This window comes from Marinobacter sp. CHS3-4, assembly GCF_030053415.1.
Lineage (GTDB): Bacteria > Pseudomonadota > Gammaproteobacteria > Pseudomonadales > Oleiphilaceae > Marinobacter.
Window position 1 is genome coordinate 510,478 of sequence record NZ_JASGBJ010000002.1, and the last position, 20,842, is coordinate 531,319.

Consider the following 20,842-nt stretch of genomic DNA (forward strand, 5'->3'; position numbering starts at 1 on the left):
CTTCAATCCTGTTCAAAAAGTTCGACATCACCGGCTTGAGGTGATTCAGCACTCAGTTTTCTACCCAGATCAACTTCCCGACGAAGAACCGTGTCGTTGCGTGTCTTGGTCAACCGGCGCATCATTACCTTGCCCGTGTCTGGCAAGAACCATATTTTCCGAGCGTAATCGCCAAACAGATCATGGCTGACCACTGGAATACCCTCATCCGACATGAATTTCTGGGCAAATCTCGCATTCTGCGCCCCTATGTTATTCCTGCTCTGGCTGTGCATCATGTTGGCGCCTCCAAACAGCTTTGCTTCAAGCCGCTGCCGGCTGGCACCCAGTTTCAGCATCTGATTGATCAGCAGTTCCATGGCATGAATGCCATACCGTGCCGACGCTTCCGTGTCGGCCGTAGACGCCAGAAGAAAATGATTCATTCCGGCAATCTTGGCCTGCCGGTCGCGTAAACAGGCTGCCACACAAGAGCCCAGCACCGTACACAACAGGCGGTTATCGCGGGTGGCATAGTACTCACCCGGCAACAATTTCACGGCGGACCGCTTGAAATGGCCGTCATAATAGAGATTGCCCGCACGCTCCGGGTGTTGGTCCGCCGCCCTCAGGTCCGTCATTTAGCGAGACCTCACGGGCGAAAAAACGGTTTTACCCAGCGATTTGAACAGGTCACCACCGGAGATCAGGGATTCTGAATGGCCCGCAAAAAAAAGCCCTTTCTCATTGAGTAAACTGTGGAAGCGCTTGAGCAATGCGGCCTGGGTCTGATTCTCGAAGTAAATAAACACGTTTCGGCAAAAGATAAAATCCACCGGCTCCTCCAACGGCCAATTCCGGTCAAGCAGATTGACATGTTGAAAGGTCACCAGATTCCGCACTTCGTTCTTCAACCGGACCCGCCCCTGATTTTTGCCGACGCCCCGCAAAAAAAATCGTTTCAGGAACGCCTTTGGCAACTTGGCCACCCGGTCAAGATCGTACATCGCCGCACTGGCGGTCTCCAACGCTCTGGTGTCCACATCGGTGGCAATCACCTCAATGCCCTGCCGGGCACTTCCAAGCGCCTCAATCGCCGTCATGGCAATACTGTACGGCTCTTCGCCCGTGGAAGCAGCACAGCACCATATCCTGATCCTGTTCTGATTCCTGAAATGGGTTTTCAGGTGGGTCTGAAGGGTGTCGAAGTGGTGGCTTTCTCGAAAAAACGCGGTCAGATTGGTGGTCAGCGCATTGATGAACTGTTGCCATTCCGGATGGTCGGGATCGTCCAATTGATCCAGATAAACACCCACCGAACGGATACCTGTGGCCCTGAGACGTCTGGCAAGGCGGCTATAGACCATTTCCTGCTTGTTGTCCCCAAGATGAATCCCGACCCGGGCGTGAATCAGTTTTTGAACCCTGGAAAACTCCCGTCGCGAGTAGTCAAACTCTCTGCGCTTGCCGGAACTCGTCGTGTCCAATCAACCTTGCTCCCCATCCAGGTCCTCAAGCGCCATTGAAGGATCGGCCATGAGCCCGTCAATATCCAGTACAATCACCATCGTCTCGTCAATATCCGCAAGTCCGCGAATGTAACGGGTATCCACGGACGCGCTGAATGTCGGCGAGGGTCGCACATCCTGATCCGACAACCGAAGTACGTCCGAAACGCTATCAACCACGATACCAACGATGCGATGCTCGAGGTTCAGAATGATCATGATGGTGAATTCGTCGTACGTCAGCTCGCCGATCCCAAACCGTGCCCTCAAATCAATGATCGGCACGATGGTGCCACGAAGATTGACCACGCCTTTGACGAATTCGGGCGCCTGGGCAATCCGCGTAACCCCACCATAGCCTTGAATTTCCTGAACTTTCAGGATATCTATCGCGTAGAACTCGTCACCCAGGCAAAAGGTAAGATACTCACTACCGGCGCCGGCTATTTCGTCTTGAGCAATGTCTGCCATATCAGAATTCTTCCCAGTCATCATCGCTCTCCCCACCCGTGGATTTAGCAGGCGTTGACGGCTTCTCGGATGTTTTTGCCTTCGAAGCCGGGTTGCTTGAAGCAGCAGACGTCTTGGGGGTTTTTGCCTGCCCGGCGGGTTTACGCGCCACGTCATTCGCGCTGAGTCTGAACTTGCTTACCGAGGACTCAAGCTCCTCAGCCTGAGACTGAAGTGACTCAGCTGCCGCGGCGGATTCTTCCACCAGGGCGGCATTTTGCTGAGTTACCTGGTCCATTTCAGACACGGCCTGATTGATCTGCTCAATGCCTGCGCTTTGCTCGTCAGAAGCGGCCGTAATTTCGCCGATGATATCCGTCACCTTCTTGATGCTGACAACGATTTCGTCCATCGCCGTTCCGGCCTTGTCAGCAAGCTCGCTGCCCGTCGAAATATTTTCAACCGAGGACTCAATGAGGGATTTAATGTCCTTGGCCGCCGAGGCACTTCGTTGCGCAAGGCTTCGTACCTCTGTCGCAACCACGGCAAAACCCCGACCCTGCTCACCGGCACGCGCAGCCTCAACCGCCGCGTTCAACGCCAGGATATTGGTCTGGAAGGCAATGCCGTCAATCACCGAGATGATTTCTGACATCTTGTTGGACCCTTCGCGAATTTCAGCCATGCGTTTCACAACGCTCTCGACCACGTCGCCACCTTTATCGGCGTTTTCACTCGCTGCTTTCGACAGCGAATTGGCCTGCCGGGCATTGTCAGCGTTCTGCTTCACGGTGGTCGTCAACTCTTCCATGCTCGCAGCGGTCTCTTCGAGGCTCGAGGCCTGCTCTTCTGTACGCTGTGATAGGTCGGTGTTGCCGACGGCAATTTCACTCGACGCTGTATTGATGGTATCCACACCTTCGCGAATGGAACCGACGATCTGCTTCAGACTCTCGCGCATGTCAGCCAGCGCATTGATCAATCGCCCTACTTCGTCTTTCCGATCCGATCTCAATTGGCCATCCAGCTCGCCCCTGGCGACGGCCCTGGCTGCTTCCACAGCCTCCGACATCGGCACAGAGATGCCCCGACCGATGATGAACGCGATCGCGATACCCGAAATAACGGCGATCACCATCAGCGATGTGATCAACGTCTGGCTAAAGTCATAGATTGCGTCGGCTTCCTCGGTTGCTTCCCGCACCAGAGCCTCGATGTCAGACCTAGCGGATTCCAGTTCCCGGCGCAATTCGTCCCCTAATGGGTCCACATCGGTATCCAGCGCGGAGGCCAGACGGGAGCTGGTCCAACCGGACTCACCGTTTTCTATGAATGCCGCAACGCCACGATTGAAGGCATTCACTGCAGAAGAAACGCCGTCTATCGCCTCTCTCTCATCGAGACGCTCAAGGACCATTTCCAAGGATTCGAGTCGGTTTATCATGCTATCGGTTTCCGACTCAATATTCCGAACAACTCGCGACTGCTCCTGATCGCCGAACCTGACGATGTAAGAGCGAACCAGTCTCGACTTTTGCTCCGCGTTCAAAGCCAGGTCGTTGACGAGCTGTATCGCCCTGCTCTCCTGATCAACAATTTTATGAAGATTCGCATTGACCTGCTTGAGCTCTATCAGGCCGACAACACCCACTGCGATCAGCAAAGCAAGCACAATGGCATAGCCAAGGCCAAGCTTGGTGCCGATATTCAGGTTTTTCATAAATTCTCCTCAGATGTTTCGACCAGATCAGAACCGATGAGAGAGGCATCCGGACGGCTCAGTAGCGTGCTATCTGCAACCAGCTGAGCGACGTCGATAATGAAGGCAACCGAGCCGTCCCCCATTACTGTTGCGCCCGAGAACCCCGGGACACGTCGGTAATTGGTTTCCAGGTTTTTGATCACGATCTGTTGCTGACCGATCAGTTCATCCACCAGCAAGCCGATCTGTCGCCCCTCACTCTCAACAATAATGGCGAGCAATGAACCGCCCACCTGCGTATTTTTAAAACTGTCTTGCGATGCCGAGGCCAATGTATACAGAGGAACAAATTCGCCATGCCTCCGAATCACGCAGCCATCCCCCTGCACGTAAAAAACGTCTCCCGAACTCAGCTGCAGAGACTCAACAACGTTGGATAACGGAATGACCAACCGTTGATCCGCGAAGCGCAGCACCATACCGTCGGTGATTGCCAGTGTCAGCGGCAGTCGAACGGTAAACACAGACCCCTCACCAGGAGTGCTTTTAACATCAATGCGGCCACCCAGCTCTTTAATGTTCCGTTTGACCACATCCATACCAACCCCACGACCGGAAACGTCCGTCACTTCTGCTGCCGTTGAGAATCCCGGTGCAAAGATCAGATTGAGAATCTGATCCTCATCCATCTCCTCATTTGCATCCAGACCGTTCTCCTGGGCTTTTTTAAGGACCTTCTCACGATTGATTCCAGCGCCATCATCGCTGATGGAAATGACGATATCGCCGCCTTCGTGGGATGCCGCCATGACGACCTGTCCCTTCTGGGGTTTCTGGGCCTCTAATCGCTTTTCCGGGGATTCGATCCCATGATCAATACTGTTACGAACAAGGTGGGTCAGGGGGTCAGCGAGCTTTTCAATCAGGCTCTTGTCCAGCTCAGCCTCCTCGCCCAGTGTGACCAGGTCTATTTCTTTTCCTAGCTTGCGCGACAGGTCACGAACAACTCTTGGAAACCGGCTGAACAGAACTTTAACCGGCAACAGCCGTATCGAGAGGACAGATTCCTGCAATTCCCTGGCCGTTCTTTCCAGCGTTTCAAGGCTCGCGAGGTGCTGCTCATTCTCGACGGCGTCCAGCGATTCCGCAGTCTCACGGAGCATGGCCTGGGTAATGACCAGCTCACTGATCTGGTTCACCAGCTGATCGACCTTTTCCAGGGACACCCTAAGCGAGCCAGAACTCTCTCTGGCGCGCTTTGGACTGGCCGATGGCTTGGTCTCGGTTTTTTGTGATGGGGCGGCAGCTCCGTCGGAAACGGAAGCCTGCTTGGCGGGGCGATTCAACCAGCCGAACTTGCCGTCGGGGTCGGCCTGAGGATCACCGGCGGCGGCTACATTGGCGCTTTCATCGGGCCTCGTCGCATCTTTTGTTTCGCCCGTTTCGCCCGTTTCGCCCTCGCTAAGAAGCTCGTCGAAATACTGGTGATAGCCATCGCTTGTTCCCCCGCCCTGACCGCTCTCTGCGTCGTCGGAATCAAACAGGCCATAGGCGCCGTCGTCTGCTGAATCGGCGATTTCTTCTTCGGAGACATTGCTTGACGGCTCGTCAAAAAGCCCGAAGCCGGGATCCTCTTCATCCGCACCAGAATCGTCGGTGTCTGAATCGTCAAACAGGCCAAAGCTCTCATCTACCTCGGCATTGCCGGAAGCATCCTCCGGCGCCGACTCCTCGGTGGCGGGGGCCACGGAACGATTCTCGCTTTCAAGCTGACCAACCAGGGCATTGTCGGCGGGGGGGTTGTCTTCGCCGTCTTCGAGTTTTTCCACAAGAGCACGGATTTCATCGACGCCGGCCAAAACAAGATCAATGCGGTCGTCCGTCAAATCGGCGGTACCCTTTCGGATTTTGTCCAGGAGGGTTTCCAGATGATGCGTAAAATCCGATAGCGTTCGAAAGCCAAACATCCCGGCTGAGCCCTTGATGGAGTGGGCCGCTCTGAAAACGCCATCGAGGGCTTCCGAATTTTTGCGGTCACCATCAAGAACCAGCAGCTCATCCTCTATGGTCTGGAGGTGCTCTGCCGCTTCCTCGAAAAAAACCGCTTTAAAATCTTCGGACATTTAAAGGCCCCTAGCCAATCACTTTTTTGACGACTTCCAACAGCTTGTTCGGCTCAAAAGGCTTAACCAGCCAACCTGTCGCCCCTGCTGCCTTGCCTTTTGACTTCATATCTTCGCTCGCTTCTGTCGTCAGAATGAGAATCGGCGTTCGACTGTGGCGGGCCTCTGCCCTCAACGCCTTGGTGAGACTGATCCCGTCCAGTCTCGGCATATTCTGATCCGTAATCACCAGGTCCAGCGCTCTGGTTTTGGCCGAGTCCAGCGCCGCCTGGCCGTCGGGTGCCTCGACCACCTCATAGCCACTGCCTTTCAAAGCGTGCCCGACCATCTGACGAATAGACACGGAATCGTCAACGATCATTATGGTTTTCGACATGTTATGGTCATCCTTTAATTTTCTGGTTCAATTTCGCTTATTTTTTGCTGTGGCTGACCGGATTCACCAGCCATTATCACAATACGGAACTCCGACGTTGCCCCGCCGTCGTGAAAGGTCAGCCGGTCAGCCAACCGCCTGACCAGCTTGATGCCTCTTCCCGAAGGCACGGGCAAACTGCTGGCCTCAGTCGCATTTTCGTCTTTGTATCCAAACCCTTCTCCGGTGTCGCTCACCGTCACCGACAGCGCATAATTGCGACCCGATCGATCCAGATTGGCCCGAATAAAAACGCCGCCGTAGTCCAATTGACTCAAACGCTTCTGTCGCTCTTCGAAGTATTCAGCGAATCCTTCTGGGTTGGATTTCAGTGAAGAGTCCATCCCGAGAACGCCATGATCAATAGCATTATTCAGCAGTTCAGTGATGCAAACATGTGCTTTGTCAGCCTTTTCACCGGTAACGCCCATCCTGCCTATGACGTTGTTGACAATGGGCGCCAACTCGGCGTCTTTGAGCGCGTCACCACGAACGCCAAGCGCGAAATACCAGCCACCGGTAGCCATGGCGGTGAGATCTATATCCGAATTGACCACTGTGATGTCCGAATCATCGTCTTCAGAGATGACGGAATCCTCGCCTTCAAACTCTATGGATCCCAGAGGCAAGATCAGCAAAGAGCGATCATCAGCGGCGCTTTCAGCGGCCGTAAATTCATCGAGTGCGCTGCCAATTGCACGAATGAGGTCTCTGGATCTGTCGTGACAGGTCAGCACCCGTTCCAGTCCTTTCTGACCGAACATATTGCCGGAAGGATCTTCGGACTCTACAACCCCGTCCGTGCACGCCACGATGGTCTGATGTTTCTGGTAAGACGCGCCGGTCACTTTGGCGTCGAATCGAGGAGCGTCAAGAATACCCAAGGGAGGGTGTGTAGCCGGGAACGTCTTCGCGATCTGGCGGCTTTCATTGTCTAGAAGGTAAACCTGAGGGCACCCTCCGTTCCATATTTCGAGTCGCTGGGTATGTGGTTCAAACATCATCACCGCAGCGGCAACAAATCGTTCTCTTGGCAAACTGGAGCGCAGCCGTGTATTCAGTTCACGAACAATGGTCTCTACCGAGTAACCCTCCCTGGACAGTCTGGAGAAGGTTTCAACGGCGGGAATCAGGGTGATGGCAGCCGGCAGTCCGTGCCCCGTCGCATCGGCAACCATGCTGTACAGTCGATGACTGGGGCTACGCATCGATACAATGAGGTCACCACTGAACTCGCCAGCAGGGTCGATGATGTATTTTGCATCCAGAGACGTTGATTCCGAAGAATGCAGCAAACGATCCAGTAACTGTCTTGCAAGATCATTATCGGACTGGCTCTTGTTGTAGTAATCCTCCAGGCGACGGCTTTTTTCCTGAACTTCGTTTTGCAACGCGGAGGCACGCTGTGCCGCACGCACATAGGCCCGCAACAAAGCAAATTGCACGGGCTTGGTCAGGTAGTAGTCGGCCCCGATATCCAGCCCCTCGACCTGTGACCGCTCTTCCGAGTTTGCGCTGACCATCATGATCGGCACCCACCGCGTCAGCTGCTTCTTGATTCGTGCGCAGCAGCTAAGCCCGTCAATATGGGGCATTTTGACGTCGAGCACGAACAGACCAAAGTCTTTGTCTTTTTCAAACAGTTCAAGCGCGTGGGCACCATCTTCCGCAAGCACGACGGTGTGCCCTTCACTTTTAAGGAAGTTTCCGAGGACGTTACGCATCACCGGATCGTCATCTGCGATCAGGATATGCAACGAAGAGGTTAATGCTCCCTGGTTCTCGACCATCGGCGGGTTCGCCCTAATCCTCAATCACGAACATACGTTCAAAATGAGCGACGTCCAGGATTTCCCTGACCACGCCCTTTGCACGACGAATGGTAACGGGCTGCCCATGCTCCTTTGCCCGGTCCAGGAGGACCAGAAGTATTCCCAGCGCGGCACTGTCAAGATAATCAAGGCCACCGAAATCAAGCACAATTTCCTTCACCGAATCTTTATTCAGTACGCGGGCCTGCTCTTCTTTGAAGGCCGCGTATTGGCTAAAGTCGAATCGCCCGCTCAGTGAAAGTGTTGCCACTCCATCCTGAAGACTGTGTTTCACATCAAACTCTGGGCCCACAATGGCTCTCCTCAGAATAAATCAACGCTACCTTCGTTAAGATCTTTTTGCTGAACCGCACTATCCCTGATCCCGGCATAAGCCTGTCTCAGCGAATCAAGATCCGCCTTCAATTTCAGCGAACGCTCCTCGTCAGGAAGGTCCGCCACGTGGGCCATGTTCTCCAGATGCCCGTTGACGAGCAGGATACGCTCGTCAACTCTTTGCAAGAGCTGCGTCACCATGTCCTGAAACTGCATCTTGGTGACAATTTCCGACACGTCATGTTTGACGTCGTCAGCAACGGAAGCCAACTGAAACATACCCTCGGAACGCGCCTTATCCAGCTCCTGGACCTCTTCCATCAACCGATCAACCGACTTTTTCGACTGTAACGAGAAGTTCATGTCTTGCGACGCCATGTCATCGATTGATTTAGTGGCCCGCTGAACAAGGTCCGATGCATTGGCAACCCGCGAACGGATTTTTTCATTAAATTCTTCTGACCGATTCGATAGAGCCTGTACTTCCGTCGCGACCACCGAAAAACCGCGACCTGCATCCCCGGCCCTGGCGGCCTCAATCGCCGCGTTGATGGCCAGCAAATTGGTCTGCCCTGTGATCCCGTTCATTTCATCCAGCATGGATTGAATAGCTTCTGTCTCTCCGGAGATCTCCTGCATCACGTCCACAAGTGCTACAGACTTACGGCTTACCTCCACAATGGTGTCAACGAATTCCGACATGATCTTGCCGACGTCTTCAACCATGTGCTGGTAGGTTACTCCGTCTTCTCCTTCAGCCTCCGCCTCTTCGGCATCGTTTTTAATAAAGGGCTCGACGACGACCTGCTGCCTTTGTGTGTGGTTTTCCAAACTGACGAACAGCTCGCCAAGCCTTGGACCCGCGTCGGCAAGCAATTCATTGGCTTGACGGGTTTCAGACATAATGTCGTTGAGGGCATCGGTTTGAAACTGGATGACTTTTGCCCAATCTGATGAGATATCATTATGAACATTTTCCTTGGCATCTTGGCGACTCGTCATGCATTCAATGACCTTCCGTCGGTGCCAACGATAGAAAAGCATTAAGAAAACACCGGCCAGAACGATCAATGAGACCTGCACTACTGCAGAGTTGATAAAAAATGGAATTGCGACAAGGAAAACAAAAACGACTGACAGGGGTATGACGAAATAAGCCCAGTGGCTACCCACAACAGGTTTCATGTTACCGGATGGGTCTCCGGGATGGTCTAAATGCTGCTTTTCCAAAATCATTCGGCCTTTTTACTTGTTGACGCACGCCATATGCCTACCAATTCCGTAACTTACGAAGAAAGGCGCACAAAGATCACATCGTTTTAGAATAGCAGGCAAAGGAGTTTTTGCTATCTAAGGGTTTGAACTGGAGAGAGATCGATCGGCTTGTGTCAGTCAAGCGCCTTCCGGAACTCCTCGAAGGCCATAGTGGCGGACTGAAAAAGACTTGGAATCTCGGTCTGGTCTAGAGGCAAATCATCCAATTGAATCCGAAACTGTTTCCAAAAATCAGTCACATTCTGGTGAGTAGCGGTGAAAAAGCCAGTGGGTGCCCCGGGTACATTCTCGGTAACAGACGCCGCGATAACACGGCTGCCAAGCTGCGCACCAAAAAAAACATACAATCCCCCCAATAACTGAGGCACGTCCACGAAGCCGAATCCGGCTCTATCAGAGGGCAGGCTGGTCACGCCCAGAACGCGCAGATCGTCCACCAGGGCATGACGGCGAGGCTTAAAGTTCGCGTCGCAAAATGCCAAAAACGAGGTTTGTTCGGGGGTTGGTTGGAACCTCGAGATGTCTTTCAGACTATTCTCAACCGCAGATTCGAGCGGTTTCCACGCCCGGTACATGGCCTGCAGGCCGAGACGGTACTGGTCAATTGTGGAAGATCTTGCGACGAGACTACGCAGCATCGGGTGCTGATCCAGAGCCTGATGAGCACTCCTGGTTTCTTTCTTCAGACGCTCAGACAGCTCCATTGATCTTCCTTGAAGCTCCTGAAGGTTGATTCCAGCGCCGACTTACGGCGCCATTAAACCTGATAGAAATCCCGATACCAATCCACAAAATTGGCGATACCCTCTTCGACGGTGGTGGACGGCTTGTAGCCGACGTCATCGATCAGATCATCGACATTCGCATAAGTGGCTGGCACATCACCTGGCTGGAGTGGGAGCAGGTTTTTCTCTGCTTTTTTGCCAACACGCTCTTCAATGATTTCAATGAATCGCGACAGCTCTACCGGATTGTTGCTGCCAATATTATAGAGCCGGTAAGGCGCCATGCTGGTGCCCGGGTCCGGCTTTTCGCCGGACCAGTCCGGGTTCGGGGTGGCCACATTGTCCAGCGTGCGAATCACCCCTTCAACGATATCGTCGATGTAGGTGAAGTCGCGCTTGTGATGGCCATGGTTGAACACGTCAATGGGCTCACCTGCCAGAATCTTTTTGGTAAAGATAAACAACGCCATATCCGGGCGGCCCCAGGGGCCATAGACGGTAAAGAACCGAAGGCCGGTGGTGGGCATGTTGTACAGGTGGCTGTAAGTGTGAGCCATCAGCTCATTGGCTTTCTTCGATGCCGCGTAAAGGCTGAGAGGGTGGTCCACATTATCGTGGATCGAGAACGGCATGGCCTCATTTGCGCCGTAAACCGAGCTGCTGGACGCATACACCAGATGCTTGACGCTGTTGTGGCGACAGCCTTCCAGAATGTTGGTAAAGCCCACGAGGTTGGCGTCAATGTACGCGTGTGGATTCTCCAGCGAATAGCGAACACCGGCCTGGGCGGCCAGGTGCACAACCCGCTCGGGCTTATGTTCTGCGAACATGGCTTCCATGGCCTGCCTGTTAGCAACATCTTCGCGAACTTCAGTGAAACCCTGGATGGAGGTAAGCCGACTCAGGCGCGCCTCTTTCAGGTTGACGTCGTAATAGTCATTGACGTTATCCACGCCAATCACCTCATCTCCACGCTCCAAAAGCCTGTGTGCAAGATGAGAGCCGATGAAGCCCGCCGTACCCGTCACCAGAATTTTCACTAAGCTCTCCCTGTAAAATCACATACCTTTCGGTGAAACCTAAATCAGAATGTCAGACCAACACTGGCAAACGGGCCACCGATTTTAACGTCCAGCGTGTCGTCGCTGTCTTCGTAATCAATGCTCATTTGACGGTAACCTGCCCGCAAACGCAGCAATGAAATTTCGTACTGGCCGTAGGCGTTGAAATCAGAGATGGAATCGCCGTCATAGCTGATAATGTTGCCCTGAGCACCTACAGACACCCCGGTAAACGGCATATCAATCTGAGCCGCCAGATAGCCCATTGGGATCGTCCCTTCAAATTCCGTACGGCTAACTCTGGCGGCACCACCCTGTTCGCGCACGATCAGTTCACCGTCCAGGGTGCGCCCGGTAATACCAAGATCCACGTTGGCCCAGTTGTCCAGAATTTCGTAATAAAGAGTCACGTCAAACTGGGTCAGATCCAGGTCAGACTTCACATCGACAGACCCTACGCCCTGAATCACATCAAAATCTGCAGACAATTCACCGCTACCGCTCTGTTCAATACTTGTACGGTTCAAGCGAATATTCGGAAGAATGGGAACCGGATGTTCGAAATAGGCTTCCAGGTTGGCATTACCGTCGCTGCTCAAATTCAGATCGTTTTCCAGATCCACCACATCGCTGTTATTCGCGGCTTCGCCGGACAGGTCTGAATCCCAGTAGCTCACGGTGGCGCCAACGCCCAGGACGTCAGACATGGCCATAGAGCTGGTCATCACCATTGCACTTCCTGCGGCAATCATCACTTTACGCATAGAGTACCTGTCTCACGTTGTTGTCAGATTTGATCAGCCGAATTCGATTCCAAGCCGGCGACCGACTTCTTCGTACGTCTCGATAACCTCGCCCAGTCCCTGACGAAAACGGTCTTTGTCCATTTTCTTGCGGGTTTCCTTGTCCCAGATGCGACAACCATCGGGGCTGAATTCGTCACCCAGAACAATCTGGCCGTTCGATCGGCCAAATTCCAGCTTGTAATCCACCAGCAACATGCCGGCGTCTTCGAACAATGCCTTGAGCACGTCATTGACCTGGTAGGTCAGCTTTTTCATCTGCTCAAGTTCGTGCGCTTCTGCCCACCCAAAGCTGACGGCCAGAGACTCGTTGACCATCGGATCATGCATGGCGTCGTTTTTCAGAAACAACTCGTAAGTGGGCGGCAACAACGTTTTGCCCTCCTCGACACCAAGACGGCGGCAAAGGCTGCCCGCAGACACATTACGCACCACACATTCGACCGGAATCATGTCCAGTTTCTTGACCAGCGATTCGGTGTCCGACAGCAAACCCTCAAAATGAGTGGGCACTCCGGCTGCTTCCAGTTTCTCCATAATGAACGCATTGAACCGGTTATTCACCATACCTTTGCGGTTCAACTGTTCTTTCTTCTCACCGTCGAAAGCTGAGGTGTCATCACGGAAGACCATAACAAAGCGATCGGGGTCATCAGTGCGGTACACCGATTTCGCCTTGCCAGCATAGAGTTCTTCTCGTTTTTCCATGTTTTCTCTCCGGACATGCCCACAGATCGGACATTCATCTTTATTAATAAAGGTATTCGAAAAGTTCAGACAGTAAAGGCGCCGAACGGTCGTCCCCGCTGTAGTCTGAGGCCCGGCTGGCCTCAACAATCACCTGGCTGCCCTGGTTATCCAATGTCAGGTCGAAGGTATGGATTGGCTTTGGGTCTTCGCTGAACCATGAGAACCAGCCTGGCTCGGTTTCGGACGCCGGGCGAAAATCAACGTAGAAGTAGCCCTCTTCGCGGTTGAGGTCGATGACCGGAATGCCAGCTTCGTCGAGCGCTCTGCGCACTTCCCCCCAAGACCGGCCATAATCCAGATCCATCACGATGCGCTTGGCCACCTCATTTTCGGACTCCAGGCGAACCAGGGGCTTTACGACCATGCCGAGCGCTGCCCGCGAATAGGATTTGGAGTCTTCCCGCGCCTTCAGAAACTCGCCCAGGTCTTTCAGCAGTTGCCGGCTGGTTTCAAGCTGTTGCGGGCTGCGGTTGGCGTTGTCATTCCAGGAGACAAGTTGATCTGCATCGCGGTTTTCAGGCTCGAAGGTACGAAACTGGACTTCGGTGGTTTTGCGACGAACGCCGGGAGAGACCTTGGCCTGCACCGCTATGACTGGCTCCTCGCCTTCGGGATTCTCAGGCAAACCGACCAGGTCGCGGGCACGCTTGCTGAAGTTCACCAGTTCACTCTGAAGAAGGCCCAGTTGCGGATTATCGTAGGCAACGCCCAATCCCTTCTGGTTCATGTACGCGGTTACGGCAGGCCAGAGCCGTCCGGGAACGTCGTTGACCAGCAGCCAGATCTCGTCATCCACCACTTCGACCACATAGTTCTCGTCGAGAATCTCGGCCGTCATGTCCGGCGGTTCCGGCAACTCGCCTGCATACATGCGGCCCGAGTCTGCGGTCAAAACCTCCCGCACCGGCATCGCCTGATTGAACCGGCTCTCGTCGGCAGAAGCTGGCAGCTTCAATGGCTCACCTTCAGGCGCATCGACGTATCGCTCGGAACGATCTTCGATGAAACTACAGCCAGCAGTAGCCATTAAGAACATCAGGCCCGCTAGGGGCCCGACAGATTTAACAGGTTTCGGAATTGCAATCCGGAACGTGAACGCCATCAGGCGACTCCAGTTTTGATAGATGGTACGGCCTGCTTCAGAGAACGCCAGACGCTTTCAGGGCTTCTTCCACTTCACCGTGGAATTTTTCGCTGAGCGGCGTGAGTGGCAGGCGAATGCCTTCGCCTATCATGCCCATGCGGTGCAATGCCCACTTGACGGGGATCGGATTTGCTTCAAGGAAGAGCTTTCGGTTGAGGGGCATCAGCAGCTCGTTCAAGCGCTCGGTTTCTTCCTCGTTACCCGCAATAGCAGCCTCACACAGCGCAGCCATACCCTGCGGAGCCACATTAGCCGTCACGGAGACATTGCCTTTTGCGCCAGCCAGCATAAGGCCGGCAGCCGTCGCATCGTCACCGCTGTAAACAACCAGGCGGCCCTTCACGGCTTCAACCAGCTCGGCGCCGCGCGGGATATTGCCGGTCGCATCCTTGATACCGATGATGTTGGGAATGTCAGCCAGACGCTCTACGGTCTCATTAAGCATGTCGCAGGCGGTTCGCCCGGGAACGTTGTAAAGAATCTGATTGACACCCGGGACCGCCTCAGCAATCGTCTTGAAATGGCGATACAGGCCTTCCTGGGTGGGCTTATTGTAGTAAGGCACAACTAGCAGGCACGCATCCGCACCCAGTTTATGAGCCTCTTCGGTCAGCTCGATGGCTTCACGGGTGCTGTTACCGCCAGTACCTGCAATCACGGGAATACGGCCATCCACACGTTTGATGATATGGCCGACAACGCTCATATGCTCTTCAGGATCCAGCGTGGCGGATTCGCCCGTCGTTCCGACAGCAACAATTCCGTGAGTACCATTAGTCAGATGAAAGTCGATCAACTGGTCCAGGTGATCCCAGTGAACGCTACCGTCTTCGTACATGGGCGTGACCAGAGCGACAAGGCTACCCGTAATCATAAAAGCTCCGTCCGAATAAAAGCGATATGGTAATGTTGGGCACGAAGTGACACAAGAGAATTACCGACTCTTAAGGCGCTTCGGCCCTCACCGGTGTCTGGTTTCGGTTCACAGGCCAGGCTGAGAAGACCGCTTTTAGCATGGTAGCAAGCGGAATCGCAAAGAATACACCCCACAGGCCCCAGATACCGCCAAAGAAGAGCACCGCAACAATGATGGCAACCGGGTGAAGGTTGTTCACTTCCGAGAACAGCAATGGCACCAGCACGTTGCCGTCGAGTGCCTGAATAATGCCGTAGATCACCATGATCCAGATAAACTCACTGCCCCACCCAAAAGCGAAGAGCGCGATCATCGCGACCGGAATGGTGACAACGGCAGCGCCGATATAGGGAATCACCACGCTCAGGCCGACCATCAATGACAGAAGCGCAGCGTAAGGCATGCCCATCAGTTTGAACGCGACGTAGGTAACGCCGCCCACGATCAAAATCTCGACAGCCTTACCCCGAACATAGTTGGCACACTGAAGGTTCACTTCATTCCAGATCGTGACCATCATGGGGCGCTGGCTGGGCAGCAATTTACCAATCGAGGCCAACAACTGCCTGCGATCCTTGAGAAAGAAAAACACCAGTATTGGCAGCAACACCATGTAGATCAGCAGCGCCACCAGGTCCGGGATGCTTTCAAGCGAAAAAGACACCAGCCACTGGGTGATACGGCCCGCCTCTGTCGTTACCTGATTGTAGATGGTGTTAACGCCTTCCATGGAAATCAGGGTGGGATATTGCTGGGGCAACAGTTCAAGATACGACTGCATCTCACGGAAAATTCTTGGCGCTTCACCCGCCAGCGACGTCACCTGCCCCCAGAGCAACGGCAACAGCCCGAACAGGAAGCCGATCAATACACCCAGAAAGACCAGAAAAACACCAATGATGGACACAATCTCCGGCACGCCAAGCCGATTAAGTTTCCCGACAAGACCCTGAAGTATGAAGGCGACAATGACCGCTGCGATGGCCGGTGCCAACATGGCACCGAAGAAGATGATGAAAACCGTGCCAAGCACCAGAATCAGAAAAAGTATGACGGCTTCTTCATCTGAAAAGTATTTGTGGGCAAGACCACGTAATATTTTAATCATCAATGACTCCGAGGGACTTCCAACGTGGGCTCAACCGGCGCACTTTATCACAAACGTAAACTGACCTTTTTCTTCGCGGGAACTGACCAGTTCGTGCTGGGTCAACGACAGATACGCGGGAATGTCTTTTTCAGAACCGGCATCCGTCGCGACCACCTCGAGCAACTCACCAGCGGCCATGCCGTTGAGTGCCAGTTTGGTCTTGAGTAACGGCATGGGACATCGCAGCCCCGAGGCATCCAGTTTACGATCAGCCATACTGAGCTGGCATCCAATTCAAGTGAAACGAAACGCAGGCATTATGCCGCCCGGACGTATTTAATGCATCATCATATCAAACCATCGGGCCTCGCTAGGACATGACTCACCAACTTGGCAAGATCAGAACATCGATTCAGGCTTGTTGCAGGGCTGTTAGCCTGAGCCTGATCTGCGCATTAATACCTGCTTTTCCCACCTGGGGACAGTCCGGCGAGGCGCCGTTACCAAACATTGGCGGCGTGGGTGGCGGCCTGATTTCCGAGCAGCAGGAAAGCGAAATTGGCCGCCAGGTCATGATGTCCATTCGCCGATCCGCCAGCCAGATTCAGGATCCACTGGTCTACGACTATCTCAGCGCCATTATCTACCGGCTGGTTCCATCGGCCCCGTTACAGAATCGAGACCTCACTCTGGTTCTGATCGATAGCCCCGCGATCAACGCATTCGCGGTGCCCGGCAGCATTGTTGGGGTAAACGGAGGCCTGTTCCTGAACGCCAACAGTGAGCAACAGTTTGCATCGGTACTGGCTCACGAACTGGCTCACCTGAGCCAGAGACACTTTGCCCGGCGAATGGAGCAACAAGAGCGCAGCGCGCCGCTGACCATTGCCGGAATGGTCGCCGGCATTGTGTTGTCTGCCGTGACTCAATCCGATATTGGTATTGCCGCCATTGCCGGCACCCAGGCCATGGCCATTCAGAATATGCTGGCGTATAGCCGCAGCCATGAGCAGGAAGCCGACCGGGTTGGCATGGAAATTCTGGCGAATTCCGGGATGGACCCGCGCGGCATGCCAGAAATGTTCGAGATCATGATGCGTCAGAACCGCCTGCAAGGAAATCAATCACTGGAATACCTTTCGACCCACCCATTAACCCAGAGCCGCGTGTCCGACACCCGCTCTCGCGCGGAGCAATACCCGGAACGCGCATTTCCGGATTCGGCTGAATACCATCTCGTGCGTGCACGGCTTCAGGTGCGGTATTCGCGATCGGCCGGTATCGCGGTGGATACGTTTCAGAGTTACCTCGATCAGGCAGGCACTGATAAAAACAATGACCCCGCCATTTACGGACTCGCGGTGGCCTTGATTGGCAGCGACCGACCTAAGGAAGCAGAAAAACATCTGCGGGGTCTTCTGGAGAGAAACCCGCACCGTATTACCTATCAGGTTACCCTGGCAGAAGCTCTGGCAGACCAGGGGCAACTGGATGCTGCACGCAAACTGATGCAATCTGCCCTGAGCCGCAACCCCGGTAATTATCCGATCAGTGAACAGTTAGCCGTCATTGAAATAGAAGCCGGAAACGCAGAGCGTGCCGTCGACCACCTTCGACGGCTGACCCGCGAGTTACCGAATCAAGAGCATTTGTGGTTGAAGCTCGCTGAAGCAGAAGGCATGGCACGGAACATCGTCGGTGTCCATCGTGCCAGAGCGGAATACGACATTTTGATTGGCGATCTTGAGGCGGCGGTGAGACAGCTTCGACAGGCTCAGGAAAGGCTGCCGGCTGGTACACCGACCAGACAAGTCGTTACGGAGAGGCTGTCAGAAGTGTCATCAGCATTAGCCCGGAAGCGCCGCGGCTAGTCGATCAGGCGTTGCCCGCAGCCTTGAGGTTCATGTTGGCCGTGAAGGCCAGCATGCGTTCCAGAGGCTTCAGGGCCTTGTCACGCAGCGCAGGATCGACATGAACTTCCTGATCGCCGTTCTCAATCACATGCAGCAGGTTTTCGAGACCGTTCATTGCCATCCAGGGGCAATGGGCACAGCTTCGACAGGTCGCGCCATTGCCCGCTGTGGGCGCCTCAATCAAGGTTTTGTTGGGCGCAAGCTGCTGCATCTTGTAGAAAATGCCATTGTCTGTGGCCACGATAAACTGCTCGTTTGGCCAGGTCTGCACCGCATGAATCAACTGCGAGGTGGACCCCACCACATCCGCCATTTCAACGACAGCGTCAGGTGATTCAGGGTGAACCAGTACGGCGGCGTCCGGGTATAGCGCCTTCAGGTCTTCAAGACCACGGTACTTGAACTCCTCATGGACGATGCAGGAACCATCCCACAAAAGCATGTCTGCACCCGTCGTCTTCTGAACGTAATGTCCCAGATGTTTGTCAGGCGCCCAAAGGATTTTCTCGCCCTTGGCGTCCAGAGACTCAACAATTGCCTGAGCACAACTGGAAGTAACAACCCAGTCGGCTCTGGCTTTAACCGCCGCAGAAGTGTTTGCGTACACGACCACCGTACGATCAGGATGCTGATCGCAAAAATCAGAAAACTCGTCGGCAGGACACCCGATATCCAGCGAGCAGGTCGCTTCCAGCGTAGGCATGAGCACACGCTTCTCAGGATTCAGAATCTTGGCCGTTTCACCCATGAATTTCACACCAGCGACCACCACCGTCGAGGCAGGATGCTGGTTGCCAAACCTGGCCATTTCCAAAGAATCCGCCACGCAGCCGCCGGTCTCTTCCGCCAGGCGCTGAATGTCCGGATCGGTATAATAATGGGCGACCAACACGGCGTCCTGTTCTTTGAGCGCGTGGCGGATTCGCTCTTCCAGATCGGCTTTTTCACTGTCGCTCAGGGGCTTTGGCTCGGCACGATGTGCCAGATGCTCCTGAACCAGAATTCGGTCTTCGGCTCTTGTCATTACGGCGTCTCGATGGTGTCTGACTGCCTCTCGCACGGCAGCTTGGGGCGGAGTATATCATTTCGCCCCGAAGTTTCATGACACGGTTATGTTCCTGAAATACCGCGCCACCAACCTTTTTTACGTTTCCCTACCGTGTATGTATGATCTTTCAGGCAAAAAAAAAGAGCCCGCAGGCTCTTTTAATCGAGAGCGATGTCGCTCTCTTCGTTGGTGGGTCGTGAAGGATTCGAACCTTCGACCAATTGGTTAAAAGCCAACTGCTCTACCAACTGAGCTAACGACCCATAACTGGCGAATGACACAATACGAAACCACCGCATCATTCTATAATTTGGTGGGTCGTGAAGGATTCGAACCTTCGACCAATTGGTTAAAAGCCAACTGCTCTACCAACTGAGCTAACGACCCAAACGAGGCGCATATAGTAATGATTTTTGAGCGCCGATCAACCCCCGGAGAACAGGTTTCCAGACATTCTTTCCCGCTGTCCGTCAGCCGGTTTTATCGTCCAGGAACGTTTTCGCCAGCGAAGCCGCATTGCTATCCGGGTAATTACGGATCACCGCTTCCATGCGACGCGCTGCCTCTGCCGTCTCACCAAGGCGATCCAGTGTCACACCTAGCTTGTAGACGGCGTCCGATGCCTTGCGATGGTCGCCATAACGCGTCGCCACGATGGTAAAGGCCTGTTTCGCCTGCTCAAGCTGGTTCTCTGCCAGATAAACCTCGCCTAGCCAGTAATAGGCATTCACCGTCAGGTCGCCTTCCTCGTACTTGTCGATGAAGTCATACAGGCCGTTGATCGCCTCATTGAACTTCTTGTCTTTGCGGATCAGGGTTTGGAGCGCCTCGTATTCCTTTCGCTCTTCCGCCGACGGCTGACGATACTCACGCTGCTCTACCGCAGCCTCGCTACCCTGGCCTGTGACCGGATCGGACGCGGCAGGCTTGTCGAGATCCGACAGTTCAGAGGACAACTTCAGAATACGCTGATCCAAATCAATGTAGCGATCGCGGCTTTGCCTGTTCAGCCGGTCGATCTGATTTCGTTGCTCCTCTACCTCGCCCCGCAGCTGACGCACTTCCGTCTGCAGTTGCTGAATCATGTAGAAGAGCTCAGCATTGGCCTGGCTGCCAGAACCCGATGACTGCGACCAGGCTGCCGCCGGCCAGAAGGCCAGCGGAAGCAGCATGGACGCCATGAGGATGTGTCTCATGATGATTGCCTGTTATTCAAAAACCAGCTCAACACGGCGGTTCTGGGACCAGGCACTTTCGCTGGAGCCCATGACGGCCGGCTTCTCTTCACCATAGCTGACGGTTTCGGTCTGGCCGCGTGCGGCGCCGTTAACCACCAGGAACCGCTGTACCGCGTTGGCACGACGCTCGCCCAGTGCCAGGTTGTATTCCTTGGTACCGCGCTCGTCAGCGTGGCCTTCGATACGCACGTCCTGACCAGGGTTCGCTTGCAGGAACCGCGCATGAGCGACCAGTACATCACGTGCTTCCGGCTTGATTTCGGCGGTATCGAAATCGAAGTAGAAGGTGGTGATTTCGCGCATGGCCTGTTCCTGGGCTTCCATGGCCCGCTCTTCCGCTTCCCGGCGCTGCTCTTCAGTCATTTCTGAGGAGGAAATACCGCTGCCATCTTCACCTCCGTAGACGGTGCTGCCGCTTTCCTGCCCGGAGGTTTCACCACCGGAAGTCGTCATGCCATCTTCTTCGCCCATGGTGTCACCAGTGCTGCTACAACCGGCCATCAGGCCGAGAGTAAACGCCAGTGCCAATGCTTTCTGTGCTGCTGTCAGTTTCAT

General features: G+C 54.3%; 21 protein-coding genes and 2 tRNA genes. 1 reads left to right on the forward strand and 22 read right to left on the reverse strand.

The annotated features are described in order from the left end of the window. Positions 1-2 precede the first annotated feature (2 nt). The 17 genes from cheD to QLQ17_RS10355 form a co-directional block, all read right to left on the reverse strand. Entirely contained in the window at positions 3-620 is a 618-nt protein-coding gene (gene cheD / locus QLQ17_RS10275; RefSeq protein WP_283209490.1) for a chemoreceptor glutamine deamidase CheD, read from the reverse strand. Continuing rightward, positions 621-1,466 (reverse strand): CheR family methyltransferase, encoded by an 846-nt coding sequence (locus tag QLQ17_RS10280; protein WP_283209491.1) that lies wholly within the window; start codon positions 1,464-1,466, stop codon positions 621-623. Next, the gene (locus tag QLQ17_RS10285; RefSeq protein ID WP_502867370.1) at positions 1,467-1,979 is read right to left on the reverse strand and encodes a chemotaxis protein CheW; all 513 of its coding nucleotides are present in this window, start codon (positions 1,977-1,979) and stop codon (positions 1,467-1,469) included. After that, on the reverse strand, positions 1,960-3,657 hold the full coding sequence (locus QLQ17_RS10290; RefSeq protein ID WP_283209492.1) for a methyl-accepting chemotaxis protein: 1,698 nt from the start codon (positions 3,655-3,657) through the stop codon (positions 1,960-1,962). The genes QLQ17_RS10285 and QLQ17_RS10290 overlap by 20 nt, the downstream gene beginning before the upstream one ends. Beyond that, on the reverse strand, positions 3,654-5,762 hold the full coding sequence (locus QLQ17_RS10295) for a chemotaxis protein CheA (RefSeq protein WP_283209493.1): 2,109 nt from the start codon (positions 5,760-5,762) through the stop codon (positions 3,654-3,656). Before QLQ17_RS10295 ends, QLQ17_RS10290 begins: the two co-directional genes overlap by 4 nt. A 10-nt stretch (positions 5,763-5,772) precedes the next feature. Further along, entirely contained in the window at positions 5,773-6,138 is a 366-nt protein-coding gene (locus QLQ17_RS10300; protein ID WP_283209494.1) for a response regulator, read from the reverse strand. Between the two features lie 14 nt (positions 6,139-6,152). Beyond that, on the reverse strand, positions 6,153-7,967 hold the full coding sequence (locus tag QLQ17_RS10305) for an ATP-binding SpoIIE family protein phosphatase (protein ID WP_283209495.1): 1,815 nt from the start codon (positions 7,965-7,967) through the stop codon (positions 6,153-6,155). A 13-nt stretch (positions 7,968-7,980) separates the two neighbouring features. Further along, positions 7,981-8,301, reverse strand: a complete 321-nt coding sequence (locus QLQ17_RS10310; RefSeq protein WP_283209496.1) for an STAS domain-containing protein — start codon at positions 8,299-8,301, stop codon at positions 7,981-7,983. 11 nt (positions 8,302-8,312) lie between these two features. Further along, a complete protein-coding gene (locus QLQ17_RS10315) occupies positions 8,313-9,509 on the reverse strand; it encodes a methyl-accepting chemotaxis protein (RefSeq protein ID WP_283209497.1) in 1,197 nt (398 codons plus the stop codon). A 203-nt stretch (positions 9,510-9,712) separates the two neighbouring features. After that, positions 9,713-10,303 carry a biliverdin-producing heme oxygenase gene (locus QLQ17_RS10320; protein ID WP_283209498.1) on the reverse strand — a complete coding sequence of 197 codons (591 nt, stop codon included), beginning with the start codon at positions 10,301-10,303 and terminating at the stop codon, positions 9,713-9,715. A gap of 53 nt (positions 10,304-10,356) precedes the next feature. Then, positions 10,357-11,364: an NAD-dependent epimerase gene (locus tag QLQ17_RS10325; protein ID WP_283209499.1), complete on the reverse strand. Its 1,008-nt coding sequence runs from the start codon at positions 11,362-11,364 to the stop codon at positions 10,357-10,359. A gap of 44 nt (positions 11,365-11,408) precedes the next feature. Further along, complete coding sequence (locus tag QLQ17_RS10330) at positions 11,409-12,149, reverse strand: TIGR04219 family outer membrane beta-barrel protein (RefSeq protein WP_283209500.1); 741 nt, start codon at positions 12,147-12,149, stop codon at positions 11,409-11,411. 33 nt (positions 12,150-12,182) lie between these two features. Next, a complete protein-coding gene (gene purC, locus QLQ17_RS10335; protein WP_283209501.1) occupies positions 12,183-12,896 on the reverse strand; it encodes a phosphoribosylaminoimidazolesuccinocarboxamide synthase in 714 nt (237 codons plus the stop codon). 43 nt (positions 12,897-12,939) lie between these two features. After that, the gene (gene bamC, locus QLQ17_RS10340) at positions 12,940-14,040 is read right to left on the reverse strand and encodes an NlpB/DapX family lipoprotein (RefSeq protein WP_283209502.1); all 1,101 of its coding nucleotides are present in this window, start codon (positions 14,038-14,040) and stop codon (positions 12,940-12,942) included. Between the two features lie 37 nt (positions 14,041-14,077). Then, positions 14,078-14,956 carry a 4-hydroxy-tetrahydrodipicolinate synthase gene (dapA, locus tag QLQ17_RS10345; RefSeq protein WP_283209503.1) on the reverse strand — a complete coding sequence of 293 codons (879 nt, stop codon included), beginning with the start codon at positions 14,954-14,956 and terminating at the stop codon, positions 14,078-14,080. A 70-nt stretch (positions 14,957-15,026) separates the two neighbouring features. After that, positions 15,027-16,106, reverse strand: a complete 1,080-nt coding sequence (locus QLQ17_RS10350; protein WP_283209504.1) for an AI-2E family transporter — start codon at positions 16,104-16,106, stop codon at positions 15,027-15,029. Between the two features lie 30 nt (positions 16,107-16,136). Continuing rightward, positions 16,137-16,364 carry a sulfurtransferase TusA family protein gene (locus tag QLQ17_RS10355; protein ID WP_283209505.1) on the reverse strand — a complete coding sequence of 76 codons (228 nt, stop codon included), beginning with the start codon at positions 16,362-16,364 and terminating at the stop codon, positions 16,137-16,139. Between the two features lie 101 nt (positions 16,365-16,465). On the opposite strand from QLQ17_RS10355, the gene QLQ17_RS10360 reads away from it, so the two are divergent. Next, positions 16,466-17,959: a M48 family metalloprotease gene (locus QLQ17_RS10360; RefSeq protein ID WP_283209506.1), complete on the forward strand. Its 1,494-nt coding sequence runs from the start codon at positions 16,466-16,468 to the stop codon at positions 17,957-17,959. A 4-nt stretch (positions 17,960-17,963) separates the two neighbouring features. Here QLQ17_RS10360 and nadA read toward each other — a convergent pair whose 3' ends face one another. The 5 genes from nadA to pal form a co-directional block, all read right to left on the reverse strand. Then, positions 17,964-19,025, reverse strand: coding sequence for a quinolinate synthase NadA (gene nadA, locus QLQ17_RS10365; protein WP_283209507.1), 1,062 nt, complete (start codon positions 19,023-19,025; stop codon positions 17,964-17,966). 211 nt (positions 19,026-19,236) lie between these two features. Then, a tRNA-Lys gene (locus QLQ17_RS10370) sits at positions 19,237-19,312 on the reverse strand. 48 nt (positions 19,313-19,360) lie between these two features. Next, positions 19,361-19,436, reverse strand: a tRNA-Lys gene (locus tag QLQ17_RS10375). 83 nt (positions 19,437-19,519) lie between these two features. Further along, positions 19,520-20,245, reverse strand: coding sequence for a tol-pal system protein YbgF (gene ybgF / locus QLQ17_RS10380; protein ID WP_283209508.1), 726 nt, complete (start codon positions 20,243-20,245; stop codon positions 19,520-19,522). Positions 20,246-20,257: 12 nt separating this feature from the next. After that, on the reverse strand, positions 20,258-20,842 hold the full coding sequence (gene pal, locus QLQ17_RS10385; RefSeq protein ID WP_283209509.1) for a peptidoglycan-associated lipoprotein Pal: 585 nt from the start codon (positions 20,840-20,842) through the stop codon (positions 20,258-20,260).

Bases quoted from the DNA above. Each gene is read 5' to 3' on its own strand.
- cheD (WP_283209490.1), bottom strand. From the start codon at position 620: ATGACGGACCTGAGGGCGGCGGACCAACACCCGGAGCGTGCGGGCAAT.
- QLQ17_RS10285 (WP_502867370.1), bottom strand. From the start codon at position 1,979: ATGACTGGGAAGAATTCTGATATGGCAGACATTGCTCAAGACGAAATA.
- QLQ17_RS10290 (WP_283209492.1), bottom strand. From the start codon at position 3,657: ATGAAAAACCTGAATATCGGCACCAAGCTTGGCCTTGGCTATGCCATT.
- QLQ17_RS10295 (WP_283209493.1), bottom strand. From the start codon at position 5,762: ATGTCCGAAGATTTTAAAGCGGTTTTTTTCGAGGAAGCGGCAGAGCAC.
- QLQ17_RS10300 (WP_283209494.1), bottom strand. From the start codon at position 6,138: ATGTCGAAAACCATAATGATCGTTGACGATTCCGTGTCTATTCGTCAG.
- QLQ17_RS10305 (WP_283209495.1), bottom strand. From the start codon at position 7,967: ATGGTCGAGAACCAGGGAGCATTAACCTCTTCGTTGCATATCCTGATC.
- QLQ17_RS10315 (WP_283209497.1), bottom strand. From the start codon at position 9,509: ATGAAACCTGTTGTGGGTAGCCACTGGGCTTATTTCGTCATACCCCTG.
- QLQ17_RS10320 (WP_283209498.1), bottom strand. From the start codon at position 10,303: ATGGAGCTGTCTGAGCGTCTGAAGAAAGAAACCAGGAGTGCTCATCAG.
- QLQ17_RS10330 (WP_283209500.1), bottom strand. From the start codon at position 12,149: ATGCGTAAAGTGATGATTGCCGCAGGAAGTGCAATGGTGATGACCAGC.
- purC (WP_283209501.1), bottom strand. From the start codon at position 12,896: ATGGAAAAACGAGAAGAACTCTATGCTGGCAAGGCGAAATCGGTGTAC.
- bamC (WP_283209502.1), bottom strand. From the start codon at position 14,040: ATGGCGTTCACGTTCCGGATTGCAATTCCGAAACCTGTTAAATCTGTC.
- dapA (WP_283209503.1), bottom strand. From the start codon at position 14,956: ATGATTACGGGTAGCCTTGTCGCTCTGGTCACGCCCATGTACGAAGAC.
- QLQ17_RS10350 (WP_283209504.1), bottom strand. From the start codon at position 16,106: ATGATTAAAATATTACGTGGTCTTGCCCACAAATACTTTTCAGATGAA.
- QLQ17_RS10355 (WP_283209505.1), bottom strand. From the start codon at position 16,364: ATGGCTGATCGTAAACTGGATGCCTCGGGGCTGCGATGTCCCATGCCG.
- QLQ17_RS10360 (WP_283209506.1), top strand. From the start codon at position 16,466: ATGACTCACCAACTTGGCAAGATCAGAACATCGATTCAGGCTTGTTGC.
- nadA (WP_283209507.1), bottom strand. From the start codon at position 19,025: ATGACAAGAGCCGAAGACCGAATTCTGGTTCAGGAGCATCTGGCACAT.
- ybgF (WP_283209508.1), bottom strand. From the start codon at position 20,245: ATGAGACACATCCTCATGGCGTCCATGCTGCTTCCGCTGGCCTTCTGG.
- pal (WP_283209509.1), bottom strand. From the start codon at position 20,842: ATGAAACTGACAGCAGCACAGAAAGCATTGGCACTGGCGTTTACTCTC.